The 23,667-nt window shown below is 51.7% G+C and carries 20 protein-coding genes; 16 read left to right on the top strand and 4 right to left on the bottom strand.

Translation table 11 applies throughout. The features are described from left to right. The 7 genes from NR121_RS15495 to gyrA all read left to right on the top strand — a co-directional run. The coding region (locus tag NR121_RS15495) for a dynamin family protein (protein WP_256831444.1) at positions 1 to 1,796 on the top strand (1,796 nt) is incomplete at its 5' end. A 315-nt stretch (positions 1,797 to 2,111) separates the two neighbouring features. Beyond that, a complete protein-coding gene (locus tag NR121_RS15490) occupies positions 2,112 to 3,527 on the top strand; it encodes a M23 family metallopeptidase (RefSeq protein WP_062408826.1) in 1,416 nt (471 codons plus the stop codon). A gap of 307 nt (positions 3,528 to 3,834) precedes the next feature. Further along, entirely contained in the window at positions 3,835 to 4,752 is a 918-nt protein-coding gene (locus NR121_RS15485; protein ID WP_074726823.1) for a GDSL-type esterase/lipase family protein, read from the top strand. Between the two features lie 20 nt (positions 4,753 to 4,772). Continuing rightward, positions 4,773 to 5,777: an ABC transporter ATP-binding protein gene (locus NR121_RS15480; protein WP_054817794.1), complete on the top strand. Its 1,005-nt coding sequence runs from the start codon at positions 4,773 to 4,775 to the stop codon at positions 5,775 to 5,777. Continuing rightward, positions 5,770 to 6,762, top strand: a complete 993-nt coding sequence (locus NR121_RS15475; protein WP_062408823.1) for an ABC transporter permease — start codon at positions 5,770 to 5,772, stop codon at positions 6,760 to 6,762. The genes NR121_RS15480 and NR121_RS15475 overlap by 8 nt, the downstream gene beginning before the upstream one ends. Before the next feature lie 62 nt (positions 6,763 to 6,824). After that, positions 6,825 to 8,792, top strand: coding sequence for a DNA topoisomerase IV subunit B (gene parE / locus NR121_RS15470; protein WP_062408822.1), 1,968 nt, complete (start codon positions 6,825 to 6,827; stop codon positions 8,790 to 8,792). A 76-nt stretch (positions 8,793 to 8,868) separates the two neighbouring features. Continuing rightward, on the top strand, positions 8,869 to 11,304 hold the full coding sequence (gene gyrA, locus NR121_RS15465; protein ID WP_062408821.1) for a DNA gyrase subunit A: 2,436 nt from the start codon (positions 8,869 to 8,871) through the stop codon (positions 11,302 to 11,304). On the opposite strand, the gene NR121_RS15460 is transcribed toward gyrA, so the two are convergent. Continuing rightward, the gene (locus NR121_RS15460; RefSeq protein ID WP_171005809.1) at positions 11,301 to 11,468 is read right to left on the bottom strand and encodes a hypothetical protein; all 168 of its coding nucleotides are present in this window, start codon (positions 11,466 to 11,468) and stop codon (positions 11,301 to 11,303) included. The two genes, gyrA and NR121_RS15460, sit on opposite strands and share 4 nt — an antisense overlap. Positions 11,469 to 11,668: 200 nt before the next feature. On the opposite strand from NR121_RS15460, the gene NR121_RS15455 reads away from it, so the two are divergent. After that, on the top strand, positions 11,669 to 12,082 hold the full coding sequence (locus NR121_RS15455; protein ID WP_054817795.1) for a MarR family winged helix-turn-helix transcriptional regulator: 414 nt from the start codon (positions 11,669 to 11,671) through the stop codon (positions 12,080 to 12,082). 151 nt (positions 12,083 to 12,233) lie between these two features. Further along, a complete protein-coding gene (locus NR121_RS15450) occupies positions 12,234 to 12,317 on the top strand; it encodes a putative holin-like toxin (RefSeq protein WP_256380597.1) in 84 nt (27 codons plus the stop codon). Between the two features lie 258 nt (positions 12,318 to 12,575). Here NR121_RS15450 and NR121_RS15445 read toward each other — a convergent pair whose 3' ends face one another. After that, on the bottom strand, positions 12,576 to 13,265 hold the full coding sequence (locus NR121_RS15445; RefSeq protein ID WP_256831443.1) for an RluA family pseudouridine synthase: 690 nt from the start codon (positions 13,263 to 13,265) through the stop codon (positions 12,576 to 12,578). Between the two features lie 3 nt (positions 13,266 to 13,268). Next, positions 13,269 to 14,132 (bottom strand): class I SAM-dependent methyltransferase, encoded by an 864-nt coding sequence (locus NR121_RS15440; RefSeq protein WP_054817796.1) that lies wholly within the window; start codon positions 14,130 to 14,132, stop codon positions 13,269 to 13,271. Positions 14,133 to 14,556: 424 nt separating this feature from the next. On the opposite strand from NR121_RS15440, the gene glgB reads away from it, so the two are divergent. From glgB to NR121_RS15410, 6 genes are all read left to right on the top strand, one after another. Next, on the top strand, positions 14,557 to 16,497 hold the full coding sequence (glgB, locus tag NR121_RS15435; protein WP_256831448.1) for a 1,4-alpha-glucan branching protein GlgB: 1,941 nt from the start codon (positions 14,557 to 14,559) through the stop codon (positions 16,495 to 16,497). After that, the gene (locus NR121_RS15430) at positions 16,490 to 17,665 is read left to right on the top strand and encodes a glucose-1-phosphate adenylyltransferase (protein ID WP_062408818.1); all 1,176 of its coding nucleotides are present in this window, start codon (positions 16,490 to 16,492) and stop codon (positions 17,663 to 17,665) included. The genes glgB and NR121_RS15430 overlap by 8 nt, the downstream gene beginning before the upstream one ends. After that, entirely contained in the window at positions 17,662 to 18,771 is a 1,110-nt protein-coding gene (gene glgD / locus NR121_RS15425; RefSeq protein ID WP_074726826.1) for a glucose-1-phosphate adenylyltransferase subunit GlgD, read from the top strand. The genes NR121_RS15430 and glgD overlap by 4 nt, the downstream gene beginning before the upstream one ends. Positions 18,772 to 18,915: 144 nt before the next feature. After that, positions 18,916 to 20,343 (top strand): glycogen synthase GlgA, encoded by a 1,428-nt coding sequence (glgA, locus tag NR121_RS15420; RefSeq protein ID WP_256831442.1) that lies wholly within the window; start codon positions 18,916 to 18,918, stop codon positions 20,341 to 20,343. Positions 20,344 to 20,494: 151 nt separating this feature from the next. Continuing rightward, positions 20,495 to 21,256: an NRDE family protein gene (locus NR121_RS15415; protein WP_306274552.1), complete on the top strand. Its 762-nt coding sequence runs from the start codon at positions 20,495 to 20,497 to the stop codon at positions 21,254 to 21,256. Positions 21,257 to 21,277: 21 nt separating this feature from the next. Continuing rightward, positions 21,278 to 21,688, top strand: a complete 411-nt coding sequence (locus NR121_RS15410) for a DUF2203 domain-containing protein (protein WP_054817798.1) — start codon at positions 21,278 to 21,280, stop codon at positions 21,686 to 21,688. Positions 21,689 to 21,823: 135 nt separating this feature from the next. Here the strand turns inward: NR121_RS15410 and NR121_RS15405 are convergent, their stop codons facing one another. Then, a complete protein-coding gene (locus NR121_RS15405; RefSeq protein ID WP_054817799.1) occupies positions 21,824 to 22,042 on the bottom strand; it encodes a hypothetical protein in 219 nt (72 codons plus the stop codon). Positions 22,043 to 22,634: 592 nt separating this feature from the next. Between NR121_RS15405 and NR121_RS15400 the strand changes: the two genes are divergently transcribed. Beyond that, positions 22,635 to 23,639: a LacI family DNA-binding transcriptional regulator gene (locus NR121_RS15400; RefSeq protein WP_054817801.1), complete on the top strand. Its 1,005-nt coding sequence runs from the start codon at positions 22,635 to 22,637 to the stop codon at positions 23,637 to 23,639. The last annotated feature ends 28 nt before the right edge of the window (positions 23,640 to 23,667 follow it).

Here is a 23,667-nt window from a genome sequence, read left to right as displayed (position 1 = left end):
TTGAGAAGGCGGAGCGGCTGGCGAACAACCGCTTCACTGTCGCGCTGTTCGGCGCCTTCAGTGCAGGCAAATCGAGCTTCGCCAACGCCTTGATCGGCGAGCGGGTGCTGCCCGTATCGCCGAACCCGACGACAGCGGCGATCAACAAGATCATGCCGCCCGATCCGGAGGCCGGCTGGCCGCACGGAACGGCCAGGGTCCGGATGAAAAGCCGCGACAGGCTGACGTCGGACTTGCTTTACTCGCTTGAAGTACTTGGAGTTCCGGCTGGTTCGCTGGCTGACGCGCTGGAGATCATCCGCCGTCTGAAGGCCGATCAGGTGCCGGGCAAAGGAAAGCCGCACTACGCTTTCCTGAAGGCGGTGGAGAAAGGCTGGGACGAGATGAGCCCGAGCCTTGGGCAGGATCTTCGCGTAACCGCCGACCAGTTCGGCGATTATGCCGCTGACGAAGCGCGGTCGTGCTTCGTCGAGCTGATCGAGCTTTATTATGCGAATCCGCTGACGGAGCAGGGCGTCGTACTGGTGGATACCCCTGGAGCGGATTCCATCAACGCCCGCCATACCGGGGTAGCTTTTGAATATATCAAAAATGCCGATGCGATTCTTTTCGTGACTTATTATAATCATGCGTTTTCCCATGCGGACAAAGAATTTCTGCTTCAGCTCGGACGGGTGAAGGACAGCTTTGAGATGGACAAAATGTTCTTCATCGTCAATGCCGCCGATCTGGCGTCTTCGGCCGAAGAACTGGAGGGGGTCGTGAACCATGTGGAAAACAACCTCCTGCAGCACGGGATTCGGCAGCCGCGGATTTACCCGCTGTCCAGCTACTATGCACTGGAAGGCAAGCTGCGTAAGGATGAGGAAACGGTCAGCCAATCCGGCATCCTCCGCTTCGAGCAGGAGTTTGTCCGTTTCACATTCGAAGAGCTGACGGAAATGGCGATTCAGGCAGGGGATGCAGATATTCGCCGCGCGGCAGAGACGCTGCAGCGGTGGATGGACAGCGCAAGGGAGGATGCGGCGGAACGAAGCCGGCAGGCGGAAGCGCTTCGTGCCTCATGGGCTGCCGGGGCTTCTCTTCTGGAGAGGCAGGACGGAGATGCGGACGCACGGGAGCTGGCAAAGGAAATTCAGGAGCTGCTCTATTACGTCAAGCAGCGGACGCAGTACCGCTTCGGCGAGTTGTTCAACCTTGCGTTCAATCCATCTGTGTTCCGCGAGGACGGGAGAGATATAAAAACGGTGCTCCAATCGGCCTGGGAAGATTTGCGCCGTATGATTTCGTTTGACTTGACGCAGGAGGTGCTCGCCACCACGCTGCGGATTGAGAACAAAATCAACAAGCTCGTCCGGCAATCGGCGGTAACGTGGGTGGCCGCCATTCAGGAAAGGGGGATCCCCTCCTTTGACGCCCCGGACTTTGAACCGATGAAGCTGCGGACTCCGGAGCTGTCGCTTTCACTGGAGGCGGAGGATATTCAAATCAAATGGCTGGCGGGCTACTATAAGAATCCCAAGCATTTTTTCGAGGGTGACGGGAAAGCCCAGCTCCGCCGGGAGCTGGAATCGAGATTAAACGGCCCGATGGACCGGTTTGTAGAAGCACAGACCGCTTTGCTGGCAGCAGCATATGAGGCCCAGCTGCGCAGCGCGACGGTTGAGCTTGCGGACCGTCTGCGTCAAGCGCTGGAGGAGCATGTCTCCGGCTTGATCGAAGCGCTTGAGATGAAGCTGGATCTGCACGAGCTGCAGGCCAAGCATGAGCGGTTGCTGAACCGCATCGGGTCATGAGCGTGAATTATTGCGGGCTGTCCATGCGTGGACAGCTTTCTTCTTTTTTGCGCCAGGGTCAAGGCATACAACGAAAAAGGGTTCCAGGCTTTGGAGAGCAAAATACGATGCGCCGAAGCAAGCGGCAGATAGTGAAAGTAAACTTCAGACAGTCCGGCCAAACCTCCCGAATTCCCTTTCAAAAGCGGAATTTAGGGAGGTTTTTTGTTTTCTTGTCTTATCTCGGCATGAACGACATATATATGGTGAGGGTGCCAAACGATATGGCATTTATTTACATTTTCTCGTATCACCGTCTGAAGGGGGTAAAAGACATTGAAGAACCGCACGAGCGCAATGGGAAAAACGCTGGCTTTCATTCAATGGTTTACAGCCTTTGCTGTGATTATAGCTGTCGTCATTTCGGGCAGATGGTTTGTGAAGGCCCATAGCATCGTCTTGTACGATGTGTTCCTGGACGACCAATGGGTTGGCACCGTATCCGATACCGACAAGATCCGGCGGTGGAAGGCGGATCGTTATGAAGAAGCAGGGCAGCGGCACTCCTTTTACCGGTTCACGTCCAATTTGGATCGGCTTCGCTTTGAAGAGAGCACTACGCGCCGCGACGTGATCGACCTTGATGCGGTCCTGGCCGCTTTGAAGGAGAAAATCATGTTTACTTACTATGCCGTAGAGATCCGGATTGAGGGGAGAACGGCGGGGATTGTCAAGGATCCCGAGACGGCCGCCGCAATATTGGAACAGGTGAAGGCTCCTTATATGGCTTCCCAAAAGCATAAGGAGGCTTCGGTGTTGTCTGCCGGACAAGAAGGGAATACGCCCGAAGGAAGGACAACCGCCGAATTTGTACAAAGGGTGGAACTGCTGGAGACGGCCGTGACTCCCGGCAAAGTGGAGGCTTATGAGACGGTGCTGAACCGGATTGTGACCGGAGACGTTCAGCCTATGGAATATACGGTGCAGCCCGGAGATTGCATCTCCCTCATCGCACAAAGATATCGTATCCCTTCCGATCTGATTCGGGCGAATAATCCCGGTATTAAAAATGATTTGATCCGTATCGGACAAAAGCTGAATTTGAGCGTACAGCAGCCATGGCTCTCTGTAGTGACGAGAGAAACGCGCACGGAGCAAGTGAAGGTGCCGAGCGGAGTAAAATATGAAAAGGACAGCGGATTGAAATCCGGCGTGATCCAGATTGTATCTAATGGCAAGCCCGGCTTAAAGCAGGTGTCTTATCAAATCGTTCGCGTCAACGGCGAGCTGAAGGAAGAGAAGAAGATTGGCGAGCAGCTCGTGGAGGCCCCTGTGCAAAGCATCGTCCGTCAAGGAACAAAGGTGATTCCCGGAACGGGAACAGGGAAGTTCACCCTGCCGGTGCTGCGTGCCAAAGTGACCAGCGAATTTGGCCTTCGATGGGGTAAAAATCATAAAGGCACGGATTTCGTGTCCGATGAGCGCGGGATTCTGGCATCGGATAACGGCAAGGTCATTTTTGCCGGCTGGAAATCCGGCTACGGCAACTGCATTATTATTGATCACGGCAACGGGTATGAAACGCTGTACGGACACTTGAGCAAGCTGGGGGTCCGCCAGGACGAGACCGTAAAAAAGGGAGAAAAAATCGGCGTCATGGGCAGCACGGGCAACTCTACAGGCGTTCATCTGCATTTTGAAATCATCAAAAACGGCCGCCAGCAAAATCCGATGAAATATTTCAGTCTATAATGGTTCGCCCCGCAACCGGTCCGTTATTTTTGATCCGGCTTGACAGACCTTCGACGGTATTGGTTATCCCCTGCTATTCCTCCATTTTCCTCTGCAACCCTCCGACTAAACCATATACAAGCATGATACGATACACATGAATTTTACAGCCGTTCAAGGAGTGATGCTGCTTAAACCTTTGTGTGCAAACCCATTTGCTATGCCGTACAGCCGATTGGAACCGGGCTTCAAGTTTGCAAATCGCTGCTCAAACCGCTACTCTAAAAAAAGATGCAGCTTGATTCAACGAAAGAAATGGGGGAGAGCAGTGAAATCATCACGGTGGTTATGGCGCACTGTCGGGCTGTCGGCGCTATTGTCCACGATCCTGTGCGTTGGCGGCTTTGCGTATGCCGTAAATCAGATTATGTTTCCAAAACCCTCCGTACCGGAGAGTCCGGGGGAGGTTGCTCCTTCTGTAGAGACTAAGCCCCGGCAGGATGCCTGGGAAGCTAAAGAGCAGATACGCATCGTGGCCCTGGGGGATTCGCTGACGGCTGGAACCGGAGATCTGACCGGCAAGGGGTACGTCGGACAAGTCCGGGACAAGCTGGAGGAGCAGCTGGGCAAACCGGTATTCGTTTATAATAATTTTGCTATTCCCGGTTTTCGAACATATGATCTGTTGAAGGATTGGGACGCCAAAAAAGTCGATGTGGAGAAAGCGCTCGGAGATGCGGATCTTGTGCTTTTGACGATCGGGGGCAACGATTTATTTGAGGGCGGGGCGGATATTTTCGACCCGCAGGGCGGACAGGACACACAAGGCGCCGCGGATCCCTCCCGGGGGTCGCAAGGGACAAGCCCGCAGACGTCGCAAGGAACTTCGGATTCGGAGGAAGGGTTCAATCCGGCGGCAGCGGCACAGCGGATTCCGGAGGCGCTGAAGCGTCTGGAGCAGGTGTTCGACCGGGTGAGCAAGGCGAACCCCGGCGCAAGAATCATGTACGTAGGCTTGTATCACCCGTTTCTGGATCTGGATTCGAACCGTGCGGGAGCCCCGGTTATTCAAAGCTGGAACACGGGCGCTTTCGACTTGGCCAGCCGTTATCCGAACATTACGGTCGTACCGACCTACGATTTGTTTCAGTTGAATGTGAACAAGTACTTATATATCGATCATTTCCATCCGAATCAGCAAGGCTATGAGCGGATTGCGCAACGGATCGTCGATATTTTGAATTAGGAGCAGGAGGGGCTGCAGATATGATAACGGTGAATGCCCAGGATAAAGCGCACGCCAAGGGGAGAGAGGCGCAGCTGGTTTTGTCCGTAAACGACGTGAAGAAGAAAATCGGCAATCGTTTGATCATCAAAGGCATTTCGTTTGACGTGTATGCCGGTGAAATCTTCGGGTTTCTCGGTCCGAACGGTTCAGGGAAGACGACGACGATCCGCATGCTGGTCGATTTGATCCGCCCTACGGAAGGATCGATCCGAATCTGCGGCTATGACGTGCAAAAGGAGCATAACGAGGCGCTTCAGTATGTCGGCTGTATCGTGGAAAACCCTGAGCTTTACGGGTATTTGAGCGGCTGGGAGAATCTGGAGCATTTTGCCCGGATGCTGCCCGGCATTACCGACCAACGTATTCGGGAGGTCGTTGACATTGTCGGGATGGACCAGCGTATTCACGACAAAGTGAAGACCTATTCATTGGGGATGAGGCAGCGGCTTGGCATTGCTCAGGCGCTGTTGAACGACCCGAAGCTGCTGATTCTCGACGAGCCTACCAATGGTCTCGATCCGCAGGGCATCAAGGAGCTGCGCGAATTTATCCGCAAGCTGGCGGATTCGGGTCTCAGCCTTTTCATATCGAGCCATTTGCTTAGCGAAATCCAGCAGATGTGCGATCGTGTCGCCATTATCAGTCAGGGAGAGGTCATCAAGGTCGGCGAGGTGTCCGCGCTGGTGGATGAGTCGGCCAGTACCGTCGTTTGGAGCGTTCAACCGATAGACCGGGCGCTGCACATCTTGAAGGCCGAGCCGGAGGTCGTGATTTTCCCCGGCGGTAACCAGGCTTCGTCTGCAGGCGAAACCGGGACTGGAGCCATTCAGCCGCAGATCGTTACACAAATGAATCTGGACGCCATACCGGATGTATCGCGGCGCATGGTGGAAGCCGGGGTGCGGCTGTACGGTATTGAGATCAAAAATCCGACGCTGGAGGATCTATTCTTGAAGCTGACGGAGGGAGAGCGCATTGGTTAGTTTGTATCCGCTTGTCAAAAATGAGTGCATCAAGATTGTCAAGAAAAAGAGACTTCTGGTCGTGCTGCTCATCCTTGCTGCGATTATTCCTATGTTTACCTATGCCCAGTTGAAAGTGACCCAAAACCACCTCAAGCAGTTCGGGACCAATGACTGGCGGGCGGAGCAGCGTCAGAAAATCGTTGATTATACCCGCAGCCTCGGCAGCAACCGGATGCCCGAGGAGTGGAAGCAGTGGCGCAGGGTCGAGGTCAGCCTCGCGCAATATTATTTGGATAAAGATGTGAATCCGGCCTCCCCGAACGGGGTAACCTTTACAAGAGAGTTTGTGAAAAATGCGGTCGGCCTGTTCATCCCGCTCATGGTGATGGTGATTGCGGCGGATCTGGTGTCCGGAGAGCACACGTCCGGAACGATCAAGCTGCTGTTGACCAGGCCCGTTCAGCGGTGGAAAATCCTGCTGAGCAAGCTGATTGCGCTGATTCTGTTTACTTCCATCATCGTCATTGCCACAGGCTTGCTCGCCTATCTGATTTCCGGCGCTGTCTTCGGTTACGGGGGCTGGGACATGCCCGTCTTTTTCGGTTTTCAGCTCTCGGGAACGGAGATCGATTTCTCCCTGGTCCGTCCGGTCGAGCAGTGGCTTTATCTGTTCATGCAGTTCGGGCTGGTATGGTATTCCGCGCTGATTGTGGCCTTGATGACGCTGATGGTATCCGTATTATTTCGCAGCACGGCGGCGGGGATGGGGATCATGCTGGCGGTGCTGATCTCAGGTACGATTTTGAGCAATATGGTGTCCTCATGGGAAACGGCAAAATATTTTTTCATGGTCAATCTGGAGCTTACCGATTATTTGGCGGGCTCGCTTCCGCCCATTAAAGGCATGGATTTGCCGTTTTCCTTAGCCGTTTTGACGGTATGGGGGCTGGTATCCGTACTTGTGTCTTTTGTAGTGTTTACGAAAAAAGATGTATTGAACTAATCCTTTCAAATGTTATAATGCATGTTAGCTGAATGGAGACAAAAGGTGTGTAGGAGGCTTTAATGGCGGAACAACTGGATTTGTTTGGAAATGCAGCGCCGACGGATTACGGTGCTGACGATATTCAGGTGCTGGAGGGACTTGTAGCGGTCCGCAAACGGCCGGGGATGTATATCGGCAGTACCAGTTCATCGGGATTGCATCATTTGATCTGGGAGATCGTGGACAATGCGGTGGACGAGCATCTGGCCAAGTATTGCTCAGAGATCGACGTCATCATTCATAAGGACCAATCGGTGACGGTACAGGATAACGGCCGCGGTATACCTACCGGTATGCACAAGACAGGCATTCCCACACCGCAGGTGGTGTTTACGATTCTTCATGCGGGCGGCAAGTTCGGAGGCGGAGGGTACAAAAAATCCGGCGGCTTGCACGGCGTCGGCGCTTCCGTCACCAATGCGCTGTCCGAATGGCTCGAAGTGGAAATTTACCGCGAAGGCAAAATTCACCGTCAGCGGTTTGAATACTGGGTTGACGAACAGGGCAAAGAGCACGTCGGAGAGCCGGTTACAGGACTTGAAGTCATCGGCACGACCCGCAAAAGCGGGACGAAGGTGACGTTTAAGCCGGACAAACGCGTTTTTCATGGCGGCACTGCGATCAATTACGATACGCTATATGAACGCTTACAGGAAATCGCGTTCCTGAACTCGGGTCTCAAGGTCACATTGACCGACGAGCGTGCGGGCAAGCAGGAGACGTTTCAATACGAAGGCGGCGCCAGCCAGTTCGTCCAATTTTTGAATGAGGACAAAGCGGTGCTGCACGACGTGATTCATTTTTATCAGGAGAAAGACGAGATTGAGGTCGAGGTTGCCCTTCAGTACAACGACGGCTATACCGAGACCCTGGTTTCGTTCGTCAATTCCATCCCGACGCGCGGCGGCGGAACGCACGAGACCGGCTTCAAGACCGCATACACACGGGTGATGAACGACTATGCCCGCAAAAACGGGATGCTGAAGGAAAAAGAAAAAAATCTTGACGGACAAGATCTGCGCGAAGGCATGATGGCGGTCATCAACATCAAGATGGGCGAGGTCGAATTCGTAGGCCAAACGAAAGACCAGCTCGGGAGCGCTTCGGCGCGCAGTGCGGTCGATTCGGTCGTATCCGAGAAAATGGCCGTTTTCCTGGAGGAAAATCCGCATGTTGCGCAATTGATCATGAAAAAGGCGATTCAATCGGCGAAAGCCCGCGAAGCGGCGCGTAAAGCCCGTGAAGAAATCCGCAGCGGCAAGAAGGGGAAAAGCGAGAGCTCCAATCTTGGAGGCAAGCTGACACCGGCGCAGTCGAAGGATTTTACCCGCAACGAGCTGTTCATCGTCGAGGGGGATTCGGCGGGCGGTTCGGCCAAACAGGGACGCGATTCGCGCCACCAGGCCATCCTGCCGCTCAAGGGCAAGCCGATGAATCCGGAAAAAGCCAAGCTTCTCGACATTATGAAAAATGAGGAATACAAGGCGATTATCGCCGCGATCGGGGCAGGCGTCGGACCAGAATTCGATGTATCGGAAAGCAATTACGCCAAAATCATCATTATGACCGATGCGGATACCGACGGCGCGCATATCCAGGTCCTGCTGCTGACCTTCTTTTATCGCTACATGAAGCCGTTAATCGACGCCGGCAGAGTTTACATAGCCCAGCCTCCGCTGTATAAGGTGACCAAGAAATCGGGCAAGTCGAGCACGATAAAATACGCCTGGACCGATGAGCAGCTTCAGGCGTTGACCAAGGAGCTTGGCAAGAACATTGAGCTACAGCGTTACAAAGGTCTGGGAGAAATGAATCCCGATCAGCTGTGGGAGACAACAATGGATCCGGCTACGCGGACGCTCCTGCAGGTTCGGATTGAGGATGCGGCCAAAGCCGAACGCCGTGTATCCACGCTGATGGGGGATAAGGTGGATCCGCGTAAGCGCTGGATTATCGAGAATGTGGATTTTACGGAATTTGAAGAATAAGGATGCCATCCCGTTTATGAAACGCGGCTGACGGCCATCCTGAGAAAATAATATAAGCGTATACGGGGGGCCTTAAGTGAGCATACTCGAAAACTTTTTGCCGGCCTTTTTGGAAGAGGTTGTAGGTGATCGGTTCGGCAGGTATTCTAAATATATTATTCAAGACCGGGCGATTCCGGATGTGCGCGACGGGCTGAAGCCGGTGCAGCGGCGCATACTTTATGCGATGTACGATGCAGGCAATACGCCGGATAAACCATACCGCAAGTCGGCCAAGACCGTTGGCGACGTCATGGGCAACTACCATCCGCACGGGGATTCGTCGATTTACGAGGGCATGGTGCGTATGGCGCAGCCCTGGAAAATGGGTCATGTGCTGGTCGACGGCCACGGCAACTGGGGCTCGCTGGATGACGATCCGGCTGCGGCGATGCGTTATACGGAAGCCCGCTTGTCCGAAATTGCGATGGAACTGCTGCGAGATATTGAGAAGCGTACGGTGCAATTCAAGGATAACTTCGATAATACGACAAAGGAACCGGTAGTGCTGCCTTCCCGATATCCCAACCTGCTGGTAAACGGGGTAAGCGGGATCTCATCCGGTTTTGCAACCGAGATTCCGACGCACAATCTGCGCGAAGTGATCGATGCCTGCATTGCGCTGATCGACCGGCCGGACCTTACGCTGGACGAGCTGATGGGTATCGTCAAAGGGCCCGATTTTCCTACCGGAGGCATCATCATGGGCTCGGAGGGCATCCGTGAAGCGTATCGGACCGGCAAGGGCCGCATTTATGTCAGGGCGCTTACATCAATCGAAGAAGTGCGCGGCGGGCGCCAGCAAATCGTCATTACGGAAATTCCTTATCAAGTGGTCAAATCCCGGCTTGTCACAGCGATGGAAAACATCCGTCTGGAGAAAAAAATCGAAGGCATTGCCGAGGTGCGTGACGAGAGCGGCCGTGAGGGTCTGAGGATTGTTGTCGATCTGAAGAAGGATGCGGATGCGCAGGGGATTTTGGCGTATTTGCTGAAAAAAACGGATTTGCAGGTCACTTATAACTTCAACATGGTCGCGATTGTAAACAAGACGCCAAAGCAGCTCGGCTTGAAGGAAATGCTGGAGGCTTACATCGAGCACCAGAAAGAAGTCGTGACACACCGGTCTCAATTTGAGTTGGAGAAAGCGTCGGACCGCGCGCATGTACTCGAAGGATTGGTTAAGGCGCTGAATATTCTCGACGAGGTCATCGCTGCGATCAAGGCGTCGAAGAACCGTCAAGACGCGCAAAACAATCTGGTGGAGAAGTTCGGCTTCACAGAACGCCAGGCCGACGCTATTCTGACGCTTCAATTGTACCGTTTGACCAATTTGGAAATTCATTCGCTGGAGAAAGAGCTCGCGGATGTGCAAAAAACGATTGAATATCTGCAGGGCATTCTCGGGAGCGAGAAAAAGCTGCTTGGCGTGATTAAAAAGGAGATCTCGCAAATCCGGGATAAATACGGAATCGACAGGCGTTCCAAAATTCAGGATGAAGTAGAAGAACTGAAGGTCAACCTGGAAGTCATGGTGACCGCCGAGGACGTATTCGTTACGCTTTCGAACGAGGGATACATCAAGCGCACCGGTAAGCTCTCTTTTATTCGTTCGGGCGGGGAAATTGACAAAACGGGACTGAAAGAGGGCGATTACCTCCGCAGCCTGCTGGATGTCAATACGCTGGAAAACCTTCTGATTTTTACGCAAAAGGGCCAATACTTCCTGCTTCCGGTACATCAAATTCCGGAGTTCAAGTGGAAAGAGAACGGTACGGCGATTGTCAATATCATCCCGATTCCCAAGGATGACCGGATTGTTCATGTGCTTCCCGTGAAGGATTTTGAAGAAGCGGGCAAATCGCTCCTGTTCATTACGCGAAGAGGACAAGTCAAGCGGACGGAGCTCAAAGAGTATGCAACGAACCGTTCCACCGGAATTGTTGCCTGCAAGATTGGGGAGCAGGATGCACTGTTGGATGTCAAGCTGAGCACCGGCTCCAAGGAGCTGCTGCTTGTCACCAGGCTCGGAATGGCGATCCGCTTCAATGAAGACGAGGTTAACCCGATGGGGCGCGCCGCGGCAGGCGTTCGCGGCATTCAATTGAAGGAAGACGATGAAGTGGTCTCCGCCGAGTGGCTGGATGGAGACGAAGGAGAAGTATTGGTTGTATCCGATTTGGGATACGCCAAGCGCTCGCTCGTTGTCGACTATCCCGTGCAGGGCCGCGGGGGGAAAGGCGTCTTTACATTTGAATTCAAGGAAGGCAAGCGGGTGAAGCCGAACGGCACAGGAATCCGCGGCGCTTTTGTAGTAAAAGAACCGTTCGACATTACCGCGGTTTTAAGCAGCGGCGATAGAGCCGAATTCTCGACAGAACAAGCTCCGATTGAGGAGCGCAAGTCCACAGGGAAGCAGATCATTCCATTAGGCAAGAACGATACGGTCAACGTTTTGCTCAAATTTACTTAATCATAGCTGGTGTAGTTCGGCTCCACTTTTTCGAGCAGCTCCAGCATCATTTGTAATACGGCCCACACCGGTATCGAATCGTCCAGCTTTTCGAGCCATTGTGGGTCGTTGATTATGCCCTTCTGCAAGGCGGTTTCCCCGATTTTCTTCTTCCAATCTTCCAATGAAGCTCACTCCTTTTTTACACGGTTTGACAAGCTCCGCCGATAGGTGAACGTCCCTAGTGCATTATATGTTGAACTAGGTCAAATGGTACCTGTTTTTATCGTTTTATGTCCTAAAATATTTATGATATTAACCTTTAAAATCACAAGCGGAAGTGTTATAATTTTAGGTAAGAAATGGCTCTGCGGGAGTGATGAATGTGGTAACCCAAGAGTTTGCAAAGCTCTGGTGGAAATTGTCAAAAGATCTGAGAACGCATATGGAAACGGAGTTGGCCCCCACCTTGACGGAAGGGCAGCTTACGGTTCTGGAGCTTTTGATGTTCTCCGGACAGCAGCGAATGAAGCCATCGGATTTTACCGACGTTTTGGCGACAACGCCGGCCGCGGTGACGACGCTTCTTGACCGTATGGAAAAATCCGGGTTGATTTCCAGGGAAAGAGATGAGAAAGACCGACGAATCGTATGGGTTCTGGTGACGGATAAAGGGCGGGAGGAATGCGAACGCGGCATACAGATTCGGGAGCGCTTTCTTCAGGCTTATCTCAGCCGCATTTCGTCGCATAACCAGCAGCTTCTCGTCTATTTGCTCGGAAAAGTTGCAAATGCATAAAGTGTTTACATTCGTAAAATACGAAAATATGTTCTCATTTATAGCGCCATATGGTATAATGTGGTGACAATAGAATAGGCACTCAAGGGCGGTTGGCAGATCCTCGCAGCTTACCGGCTCGCGTAAAGCGGGCTTGGAAGGAGGTGATGCCATGGAAGTAAAGGATGCGGTAACCATGATGTTCATGTTCGGCATGTTCATCCTCGCCTTGCTTTCCTACTTGAAAAAGAAGTAGACCTCCCTTGAGCCTTGGTAGCCAGGAGGTCCAGCATTCTTGGTTTGACCTTGTGCCGATCGCCCTTGGGGCAATCTATTGTACCCCGGACCGTGGATGCTGCGAACATCTTCGGTCCTTCTTAGATTTATCAGTTAGGGTGTTATGTAAGATTATATTAACACATTTTGGACTGCTTTGAAAAGACGTTCGGCTATTTTGTTCGACCTATTGTACTATGAAGCAGGCGTTGAGAAGGACGAACGTATAACCTTGGCCTCAATAATCCCATAAGCTCCAGGGATACGTACCGGGAGGGCGGGAGGAAAAACTCAGGGATTCTTTGGTCACCGGATGCTCGAAGCTGAGCATCGTGGACCACAGCGCGATCTGCTGTCCCGGTCGCGCGAAGCGTCCCCCGTACCGCTGATCTCCCGCCAAGGGGCAGCCGATCTCCGCAAACTGTACGCGAATTTGGTGCGGACGGCCGGTTTGCAGCTCAACCTGTACAAGCGAAAGACCGTCCTGATGATCCAGAACCCGATAGTCAAGAATCGCATCTTTGGCACCGGGTTTGGTCTGCGGAACGACGGATACCGTATTCGTCTTCGTGTCCTTCAACAGATGGTGTCTCAGCGTACCTTGCGGCGGCAGCGGACGCCCGTGAACCACCGCTGTATACACCTTGCGAATCGAGCGGGTGCGAACGGCATCGGAGAGGCGCGATGCCGCCTTGGAGGTTTTGGCGAATACCATGACGCCTCCGACCGGGCGGTCAAGCCGGTGGACCAGCCCGAGGTAAACATTGCCCGGCTTTTGATAACGCTGCTTCAGATCGGCTTTGATCAGCGTCAGCATATCGGGATCCCCGGAGTCATCCTCCTGCGTAGGCACGTTTGGCGGCTTGATGACGACAATCACATGATTATCCTCATACAGCACCTGTAAGGGATGAGAAGCGCTGGACATTCGTTACGCCTCCCATCGGCCAAGAATTCCGCAGGGGAGCGTAAGCTTGGTGGCGGTAATCGGCAGACCGATTTCGCCGCACGATATCGTTCCACCGTAAGAACGTCCGAGCGACAACGACAAAATGTTATGGAGCACGGTAGCCGAGAGGCCTGTCGTATAAGAGTTGATCAGGAAAAAAAGCGGCTTGTCCGTCAATATGTTCATGCACGATTCAACAAACGGGTACAGGTTCGTTTCGAGCTTCCACGTCTCGCCGTTCGGGCCGCGGCCGTAGGAAGGAGGATCCATGATGATGGCATCGTACTTGCTTCCGCGCCGCTGCTCCCGCTGCACGAATTTGAACACGTCATCGGTGATGAAGCGAACCGGACGATGGCCGAGGCCTGAAAGCTGCAAATTTTCTTTGGCCCATTGCACGACGCCTTTGGATGCATCCACATGACATACCTCAGCCCCCGCTGAAGCGCACGCTACCGATGCCCCTCCGGTATAGGCGAATAAATTCAACACGCGGATCGGTCTTCCGGCACTGCGTATCTTATCCATCATCCAGGTCCAGTTCACCGCCTGCTCAGGAAACAGACCGGTATGCTTGAAGCTTGTAGGTTTAATGTGAAAGGAAAGTCCGTGATAAGATATGGTCCAGCGTTCCGGAATGTCGTTTTTGTATTCCCAACGGCCGCCGCCGCTGGAGCTGCGGTGATAGTGTGCGTCGGCATTGCGCCAAACGCCGGTTTCCTTGGCCAAAGGCCATATGATTTGCGGGTCGGGACGTCTCAGAATAATGCTGCCCCACCGTTCCAGCTTCTCGCCTCCGCCGGTATCGATAAGCTCGTAATCTTTCCAATCTTGTGCTGCATACATAAATTGCGACCATCCTTTGTTTATGTTCTTATGCTTAACCGGCCTGAGCCGTTATCCATTTTCACATTCTACACGATTCGGACGGCCGAATCCATCGGAGCGTAAAAAAAGAAGCGTTTCCGGGAAAATATCTGTATCTCATGAATCCCTCTCCTTTTTTATCATGGTTTCGTTCAGCGCATCTTCAAACATATCTTTGAGCTTGTTGCAATATACTTCAATCTGAGTTCCTCTCACTTATCGTTTGAATCGGCAAGCCCATGCCGCGGATTCATCAGCAGGTGCAGCTCCTTACGTAAACATTTCCTTACATTTTATCAATCTTTATGCAGAATAATCGAAATCAGGAAAGTGATTTTTCAAAGATGCAGTAGGGGTGTTATCGAACACAGAAATGAAACGAAAAGGGGATGAATGAATGGTAATGAGCTTGATCCCCGGTCCGGAGGATTTGTATTTATTTCATGAGGGCAATTTATTCCAGAGCTACCGCATGCTCGGCGCCCATTTGACGATAGAGGCAGGCGTTTCGGGGGTACGTTTCTCCGTTTGGGCGCCGCATGCCCGGGAAGTGAGGGTGGTTGGCGATTTTAATCGTTGGGACGGCTCCAAACACGTTATGCAAAAAATCAGCCTCTGGGGCGTCTGGTCCTTGTTTGTGCCCGCTGTCAAAGAGGGGGATTATTACAAGTACGAAATTGCGACTTCGGGAGGCGCGACGCTGCACAAAGCAGACCCTTATGCCTTCTGGTCTGAAGTGAAGCCGGGAACCGCATCACGCATCGCATCTCTCGAAGGTTACGAATGGGCGGATCAGGCGTGGAGGGAGAAAAGAAAGACCACATCGGCCTTTCATGGCCCTATGAACATCTATGAGGTTCACCTGGGCACATGGAAGAAAAAGCCGAACGGAAGCTACTATACCTATCGCGAACTGGCCGAGGATCTGGTCGAATACGTAAAAGATATGGGATATACCCACATCGAGCTGCTGCCTCTGGCCGAGCATCCCTATGATCGTTCCTGGGGCTACCAGGCGACAGGGTACTACTCGGTGACGAGCCGGTTCGGAACGCCGAAGGATTTCATGTATTTTATAGACCGCTGCCACCAAGCGGGGCTCGGGGTAATTATGGATTGGGTGCCGGGGCACTTCGTGAAGGATGACCATGGCCTTCGCCGCTTCGATGGAGAACCGCTTTTCGAATACAATGACCCTGCACGCGCCGACAAACCGGAGTGGGGAACGCTCTCCTTCGATTTCTCCAAGCCGGAAGTGGTCAGTTTTCTGATCTCGAACGCCTTGTTCTGGATGGATATCTATCATATAGACGGCTTGCGGGTGGATGCCGTGGCCAGCCTCCTGTACCTCAATTTCGGTAAACCGCGCGAAATGTGGGTGAAGAATACCCACGGAGGGGACGAGAACCCCGAAGCGATCGAATTTATAAAAAAATTGAATCGTACCGTCTTTGGTTATGATCCGCATGCGCTGATGATGGCTGAGGATTCCACCGCCTGGCCGCTCGTTACAGCTCCCGTTCATGACGGCGGCCTGGGTTTTAACTATAAATGGAACATGGGCTGGATGAACGATATGCTGAAGTACATGGAAATGGATCCGTACTTCCGGGGCGGCAGCCATTCATTGCTGACATTCAGCTTTATGTACGCTTTCTCCGAAAATTATGTGCTGCCGCTGTCTCATGACGAAGTGGTGCACGGCAAAAAATCGCTGCTTAACAAAATGCCGGGCGATTACTGGCAGAAGTTTGCCAACTTGCGGGTGTTATACGGCTATATGATGTCTCATCCGGGCAAAAAATTACTTTTCATGGGAGGTGAGTTCGGTCAATTTGACGAATGGAAGGATTTAGAAGATCTCGATTGGGAGATGCTCGGCTATGACAGCCATCTCAGCATGCACCGCTATGTTCGTGACCTCAATCACCTGTATTTGCGGGAAGCGGCCTTATGGGAGCTAGATCATCAGCCTGAAGGATTCGCCTGGATCGATCCGCACGATCAGAAGCAAAGTGTCGCCACGTTTATGCGGAAGTCCAGTGATCCTGAGGATGTGCTTGTCATCGTGAGCAATTTTACCCCGGTTTACCATGAACACTATCGAATCGGCGTTCCTTATGCCGGTGAATATGTGGAATTGTTCAACAGCGATGCGGGCGAATACGGAGGCTCCGGCAAGCTCAACTCCGGCAAGCTGAAAACCGAGGAAATCGCTTGGCATGACCGCCCGGACAGTCTGCATATAGGTTTGCCGCCGCTGGCTACGGTGATTTTCAAACCGATCAAAATCAAGCGGAAGCGTTCGAAAGCCAATCGAGGAAGGAGCAGAGCCGATGCGTAAAAAAGAGTGTGTAGCCATGCTGCTGGCAGGCGGCGAAGGAAGGCGTCTAGGATTGTTGACGAACAAGCTGGCCAAGCCGGCGGTGCATTTCGGGGGAAAATACCGGATTATCGACTTCACATTGAGCAACTGCACGAATTCGGGCATCGATACCGTCGGCGTGCTGACGCAGTACCAGCCGCTTGTGCTGAATACCTATATCGGTATCGGAACGCCGTGGGATCTCGACCGCAAGAACGGCGGGGTTACCGTGCTCCCTCCCTATATGGAGCAAAGCGGAGGAGATTGGTACAAAGGTACCGCGAACGCGATTTACCGCAACATTTCGTTTGTCGAGCAGTACGATCCCGAGTATGTCCTGGTCATTTCAGGAGACCACATCTACAAGATGGATTACGATGTGATGCTGGATTTCCATAAGCGCAGGGGCGCGGACGTGACCATTGCCGTGATTGAAGTCAAATGGGAGGAGGCCAGCCGCTTCGGCATTATGAGCGCGGATGAGGATCAATGCATTATCGAATTCGTTGAAAAGCCGGAGGAGCCGAAGAGCAATCTCGCTTCTATGGGCATTTACATATTCAATTGGCAGGTGTTAAAGGAATACTTAATCAAGGACGAGGCGGATACCGGATCCAGCAAAGATTTCGGCAAGGATGTCATCCCCGCTATGCTGCGCGACAATTTGAGGATGATGGCTTACCCTTTTGCGGGGTATTGGAAAGATGTCGGTACCGTTCAAAGTTTGTGGGAAGCCAATATGGATCTGCTTGAGAATGAACCCGAATTCAATCTCAACGACAGGGAGTGGCGCATCTACTCGGTCAATCCGCTTCAGCCCGGGCAGTATGTAGCGCCGACGGCGCAGATCAGACGGTCGCTGGTGAACGAAGGCTGCTGTGTATTCGGTGAAGTGGATCATTCTGTGCTTTTCTATGGAGTGGAGATAGGGGAAGGCAGTTTGATTAAGGATTCGGTCATTATGCCGAACGTCAAGATCGGGAATAACGTAAAGATTTATAAATCCATTATTGGTGAAGGAACGCTGGTGGAGGACGGCTGCGTCATCGGGCAACCTCAGGAGGAAGGCGATCAGGACATCATTCTGATCGGCAGTAACGAACGCATCAGGATGACTACTTCTTCGGTGAGAGGTGATTTTGCATGAAGCGAATGATGGGCGTGATTAATCTGGTCAACGAACCGGATGATTTGGAGGAACTGACCTATTCCCGCTGCGTTGCCTCGGTGCCGTTCGGTTCGAGATACCGGTTGATTGATTTTACCTTATCGAACATGGTGAACTCGGGGATTGAGAATGCAGCTGTATTCACACAGCACAAATACCGTTCTTTGATGGACCATCTGGGTTCGGGCAAAGAATGGGACCTGGATCGGAAGCGCGGCGGTTTGTTTATTTTACCGGCCATACTTCATGAGACCACTGGAATGTCCCGGGGGGATTTGTTCCAGTTTTACAGTCATCGCGATTACTTTTACCGCGGCCGTGAGGAATATGTGGTGATTTCCCGCAGCCATATCGTATGCAATATCGATTATAATACCGTGTTGGATTTTCACCTGGAGAAGGACGCTGACGTCACGGTTATCTATACAAAAACGGCGAGCGATGAGTATGCCAAACACCGCCGTTTGGCCGTCAAGGATGACGGGCAGGTGACGGTGATCGAGGATTATTCGGGACGTCTTCGGACCGACAACATCTCGATGGAAACGTATGTGATGAGCAAAGAGCTGCTGCTCGACATGGTCGAATCCTGCCTTGCCCAGGGGTATGACCATCTTGTGCGGGACGGCATTATGAAAAATATCGGCAAGCTGCGGGTTTACGGCTATTTGCACGAGGGGTATACCGGCATCGTAAACACCATTCAAAGCTATTATAAACACAGCATGATGCTGCTGAATCCGAAGGTCTGGCGGGAGCTGTTTTTCCAGAAAAATCTGATCTACACGAAGGTCAAAGACGAACCGCCTGCCCGATACGCAGAGAACGCTCATGCCCGGAATTCGCTTATTGCCAACGGCTGCGTGATCGAGGGCAAAGTGGAGAACAGCATTTTGTTCCGCGGAGTCAAAATCCGCAAGGGCGCATACGTCAAGAACAGCATCATTCTGCAAAACTGCGAGATTGAAGAGAATGTCATCATTGAGAATGCCATTCTCGACAAAGATGTTTTTATCAGCAGAGGCCGTGTGCTAACGGGTGACAAACAAGCACCGTTTATTGCTTCCAAAACCAAGGTGATATAGGATATTGCGGCGTGTCCGGTTGATGGGCGTGATGCCGGTTGCTCGACAGGAGCGTACTTTACAGCGGCTGCTGCCGGATAAGGCGTCACCTCCGATTCGCCCTATTTTCCGGACCGCCTAAAATTAAAGGAGTGGGAGGAAGCCATGAAAGTGTTATTTGCCGCATCTGAAGCCGTACCTTTTATCAAGACGGGAGGACTGGCCGATGTCATCGGCTCGTTGCCCAAGGCACTTGCAAAGCAAGGTCTTGATGTTCGTGTCATCCTGCCCAAATATGAGAGTATCCCGCAGCATTTCGTGCAAAAGATGGAGTCCGTCGCCGTCTTTGAACTGCAGATGGGCTGGAGATCGTTGTTTTGCGGTATCTTGAAGCTGGAGCACGAGGGCATTATTTTTTACTTTGTCGATAACGAATATTATTTCAAGCGCAATGGCTGTTATGGCTACGGTGACGATGCCGAGCGTTTTGCCTTTTATTGCCGGGCGGTGATGGATGCCTTGCAGCACATCGATTTTATTCCGGACATTATCCACTGCCACGATTGGCAAGCCGGGATGATCCCCGTGCTGTACCGGGCCCACTTCAGCTACCAGCCGCCGTATGCTCATCTGAAGACCGTTGCAACGGTTCACAATTTGAAATATCAAGGCGTGTTCGGCAAAGAGCAATGTAAGGATTACTTTTCTTTGGGGGACGAGCATTTCCATGGATATGCGCTGGAGCAGCACGGAGGGGCAAGCTTTCTCAAAGGCGGATTGCTGTACTCCGACTTCATTACCACGGTCAGCCCGACTTACGCCGAAGAAATCCAAACGCCGTATTACGGCGAACATCTGGACAGTCTGCTGCGCAGCCAGTCGCACCGGCTGACGGGGATTTTGAACGGGCTCGATTATGAGGAATTCGATCCGATGACGGACCCTCATGTGGAGATCAACTACCGCGATTCGTTAGCGAAGAAACAGCAAAATAAAGTAAAGCTGCAGGAACGACTCGGACTTCCTGTAAACAAAGAGATTCCTCTGATTGCGCTTGTGACGAGGCTGGTGGATCAAAAGGGGCTTGCCTTGATCGACCGGGTCATCGGCGAGCTGATGTCGCTGGATGCCCAGTGGGTCATTCTGGGTACGGGAGAGCCTCGTTTTGAACAATTGTTCCGCTGGGCCGCCAATGCTTTTGAAGACAAGCTGTCCGCGCAAATCTTATTCGATGAAGGACTTGCGAGGCAAATTTATGCGGGTTCGGATCTCTTCCTGATGCCGTCGCTGTTCGAGCCTTGCGGCATCGGCCAACTGATCGCCATGCGCTACCGCAGCGTTCCGATCGTTCGTGAAACCGGCGGACTGCGCGACACGGTTATCCCTTACAACGATAAGACGGGAGAGGGTACAGGCTTCAGCTTCACCCATTATAATGCGCATGACATGCTGTATACGGTGGAGCGTGCAGTCAAGCTGTACCGCGACCCTAACGTTTGGGCGAATTTGATTAGCAATATCAAGAAGAAAGATTTCAGCTGGCGCAAATCGGCTCAGCAGTACGCCGGCTTATACCAAAGCCTGGTGAATTAAGCGTTACCGGCTGCGGGAAAAGGGGACCTTCAAAGGTCTCTTTTTTGCATATGCAGGGCAGGAGGATGGAATAGGGAAGGTTCATTGTAAAATAACCCTATCTTTATTAAACTGAAGATACAGAAGAAACAACAAAGATGAAAGCTGGGATTTGACATTGTGTTTAATTTTGTTTGCTTATCATGCACACGAAACCTACAAGCTGATCGTTGCCGCCAATCGTGATGAATTTTACGATCGGCCGACAAGTCCCGTTCATTATTGGGAGGACCATCCTCATATCCTTGCCGGCCGGGATTTGTCCAAAATGGGGACGTGGATGGGGGTGACCACCGCCGGACGTTTTGCGGCTTTAACGAATTATCGCGACCCGAAGGAAGTGCTGGAGGGGAAACGCTCGCGTGGGGAGCTGGTTGCCGGTTTTTTGAAGGATCGTCAGGACCCTGAGTCTTACATGCTTGAAGCGGCGAAAAAGCGCGATCGTTATCCGGGCTATAATTTGCTGGCTGGGGATGCGGATGAGCTGTATTACTATTCCAATATCGAGAATAAGGTAAAAAAGGTGGGTCCGGGTATTTATGGTCTCAGCAATCACTTGTTAAATACCGATTGGCCCAAGGTTCGGCGCGGGAAAGAAGGGTTGGCTGAAATCATAAACGGAGGCCGGGGGGATATGGCAGAACGGATTTTGGCTTTGCTCCGGCAGGATGATCCCGTTTCGGATGACCTGCTTCCCGATACAGGAATTTCCCTGGAATGGGAACGCCTACTTTCTCCTGTTTTTATTCAAAGTGAACATTATGGAACCAGGAGCTCCACCGTTTTATTGATGACGGATAAAGAAATTTATGTCAAGGAGCGGGTCTATTCGACGGAAGGAACGAACGACCGGCAATACACGATTACACGATAAGGGACGGGGAGTGAAGATGCTATGATCAATAAACGATTTACCTTGAGCGAGGCGAACGCGATGCTGCCGCGATTGATCGAGGATCTGCTGCGGCTGCAGGCATTAACAAGACAGTTTGAGGACAAGTTTCAGGAGCTGCAGAAGAAAAAGGCGCTGCACAAACATTTCATACATACGGAGGATGAGAAGGACCCGTTTTTCGAGGATGAAAGTCAGCTTGAATTTATGCGGATCGAAGTGGATCTTTTCATAGAGAACTTCACCCGGCAAGGCGTTCTTCTGAAGATGATCAATCCCGGTTTGCTTGACTTTCCAGCGGTAGTGGACGGGAAGGAAGTGCTGATCTGCTGGAAGCAGGGGGAAGAGCGCATTACACATTACCACGGCTGGCATGAGGGGTTTATCGGCCGGAAAAAGCATCCTGAAGCCTGACGGGCATTTGAAAGCCGGATAAGCTGATAATGATATCCCCATTGCGGGCCGGCTTCCTGAACGGTGTAAATCTAAAAAACGGGCAGCCCGGAATGGCTCTCCCGTCCCGGACTGCCTTTGCGGCGGCATAGGAAATCAGGCCTGAACGGCCTCGTCATAATACATCGTCTCCTTGTTGAAGGAGCGGTTAATGGTTAAAAAGGCATGAAGAAGTTCAAACATTTCCGATTGGTTGAGCTCCAGCTCGATGCGTTCTGCCGTCTCTTTCTGTTCGGATACTCGAAACCGGATCGATTTGTCATTCGAGTTCATTTGTAATTCCAGCTGATCCTTCTTCAGCACGCTTTCCCACATGAAATATCACCCATCCCTTTCCTTTTGCATTCTACGGTAACCCTGTCTGTTGAACACGAATAAATATATGCATGCGCTGCGGAGATGATGACAGCGCATCGGTATTTACTTTGCATGGGAAGAGGGAGCGATAGTATAATCCTTGCAGCAAGGAGTGGAGCGAATAACGGAGGAAACCTGCAGGCATGAAGCTAAACGAAAACCAGTCAATCCGGGGGTTCGAAGGAATCCTTCTTTTTGCGTTCGGTTGAAACGTTCAATTGCAAAAAAAATATGGAAAAAACATGTTGTATTTTATAAAGGGATTGATTATAATGGCAGTAGAAATCAGCTAAACGTTTCGCTGAGAAGAGCTCAAATCTATCAGCGGTTTTATTCGGGCAGCGTTTCCAGGCTGGTTAACAATTTTATTAGGTTTTTTACAGGTTTATATTCAGGTTTTATACGATCGATAAATATGGGATTGATTACGCTTAATTTGCCATAGGGCATGGAAAGTTATAGGGTGAAAAAACGCTATTTTGTTTGATTTTTTAATTTGTTAGCTAAACGTTTAGCTAAACGTTTAGCTGGTTGATCGGAGGGTTAGGCGATGGCGACGATGAAAGATATCTCAAAAATGGCCGGGGTTTCCATTGCGACCGTATCGGCAGTAATCAATAAATCCGCATATGTCAGCCCCGAGCTTACGGATAGAGTCAATAAAGCAATCGAGGAATTAAATTACAGGCCGAATGCAGTGGCGCGAAGCTTGAAATTGAAAAGCACCAACACGGTAGGCGTGATCATGTCGGATATTTTAAACCCTTACTATCCGACAATCATCAAAGGGATGGATGATGCCGCCATCCAAAATAACTATAGTCTGATTCTTTGCAACACCTCCAACGAGCAAGGAAGGTTCCTCACCTATCTGGACCTGATGGTGGAAAAGCGGGTGGACGGTTTGCTTCTGGCCAATATCTCGAGTCAAGAGGACTTGCAAAAAGTGGAGAGCACGGGGTTAAAATATGTGCTGCTTAACCGGAAGCCGCCTGCTTATGATAAAAATTATGTGGGAATCAACAATCCGCTGGCCACCGAGCTTTCCGTAAAACATTTAGCTAAGCAGGGGCATAAAAGGATCGCTTATTTATCCGGTGATTTACAGGTTTCAACAGCAAGGGAACGATGGGAAGGCTTTGTCAGCGGAATGAACCAGAACGGGCTCCCGATCGACGATACCCTTATTTTTCATGGGGATTATACCCAGGAATCCGGCTATGCCAATGTAAAGAAAATGCTTGGCGAAGTGAAAGAGCTTCCGGACGCCATCTGTGCCGCAAGCGATCTCGTGGCCTTCGGTGCGGTAAAGGCTTTGAGGGAGGCCGGTATCCGGGTTCCCGATGATATAGCGGTGATGGGAAACGACAATAACCCGTTCTCTGAAAACTTTATTGTTCCCTTGTCCACCATTGCTCACCCTACCTATGAGATGGGGAAAAATGCGATGGAGTTCCTGCTGCAGATGATCGAGAATCAGAATGAAATTCATCACCGGCAAATTATATTAACTCCGTCATTGATTGTACGCGAAAGCTGCGGCAGCTCAGCTTAAAGCTGGCTGTCGCTTCATAATAAACTTT

Source organism: Paenibacillus sp. Pae15 (assembly GCF_024519685.1).
Classification (GTDB): Bacteria; Bacillota; Bacilli; order Paenibacillales; family NBRC-103111; genus Paenibacillus_G; species Paenibacillus_G naphthalenovorans.
The sequence above is the reverse complement of the archived record's forward strand: the minus strand, read 5'-3'. Positions and strand labels throughout refer to the sequence as shown.

Coding starts and splice junctions, on each gene's coding strand:
- NR121_RS15400 (WP_054817801.1), top strand. CDS start 22,635: ATGGCGACGATGAAAGATATCTCAAAAATGGCCGGGGTTTCCATTGCG.
- NR121_RS15445 (WP_256831443.1), bottom strand. CDS start 13,265: ATGTCCAGCGCTTCTCATCCCTTACAGGTGCTGTATGAGGATAATCAT.
- parE (WP_062408822.1), top strand. CDS start 6,825: ATGGCGGAACAACTGGATTTGTTTGGAAATGCAGCGCCGACGGATTAC.
- glgB (WP_256831448.1), top strand. CDS start 14,557: ATGAGCTTGATCCCCGGTCCGGAGGATTTGTATTTATTTCATGAGGGC.
- NR121_RS15480 (WP_054817794.1), top strand. CDS start 4,773: ATGATAACGGTGAATGCCCAGGATAAAGCGCACGCCAAGGGGAGAGAG.
- glgD (WP_074726826.1), top strand. CDS start 17,662: ATGAAGCGAATGATGGGCGTGATTAATCTGGTCAACGAACCGGATGAT.
- glgA (WP_256831442.1), top strand. CDS start 18,916: ATGAAAGTGTTATTTGCCGCATCTGAAGCCGTACCTTTTATCAAGACG.
- NR121_RS15450 (WP_256380597.1), top strand. CDS start 12,234: ATGGAAGTAAAGGATGCGGTAACCATGATGTTCATGTTCGGCATGTTC.
- NR121_RS15405 (WP_054817799.1), bottom strand. CDS start 22,042: ATGTGGGAAAGCGTGCTGAAGAAGGATCAGCTGGAATTACAAATGAAC.
- NR121_RS15440 (WP_054817796.1), bottom strand. CDS start 14,132: ATGTATGCAGCACAAGATTGGAAAGATTACGAGCTTATCGATACCGGC.
- NR121_RS15430 (WP_062408818.1), top strand. CDS start 16,490: ATGCGTAAAAAAGAGTGTGTAGCCATGCTGCTGGCAGGCGGCGAAGGA.
- NR121_RS15410 (WP_054817798.1), top strand. CDS start 21,278: ATGATCAATAAACGATTTACCTTGAGCGAGGCGAACGCGATGCTGCCG.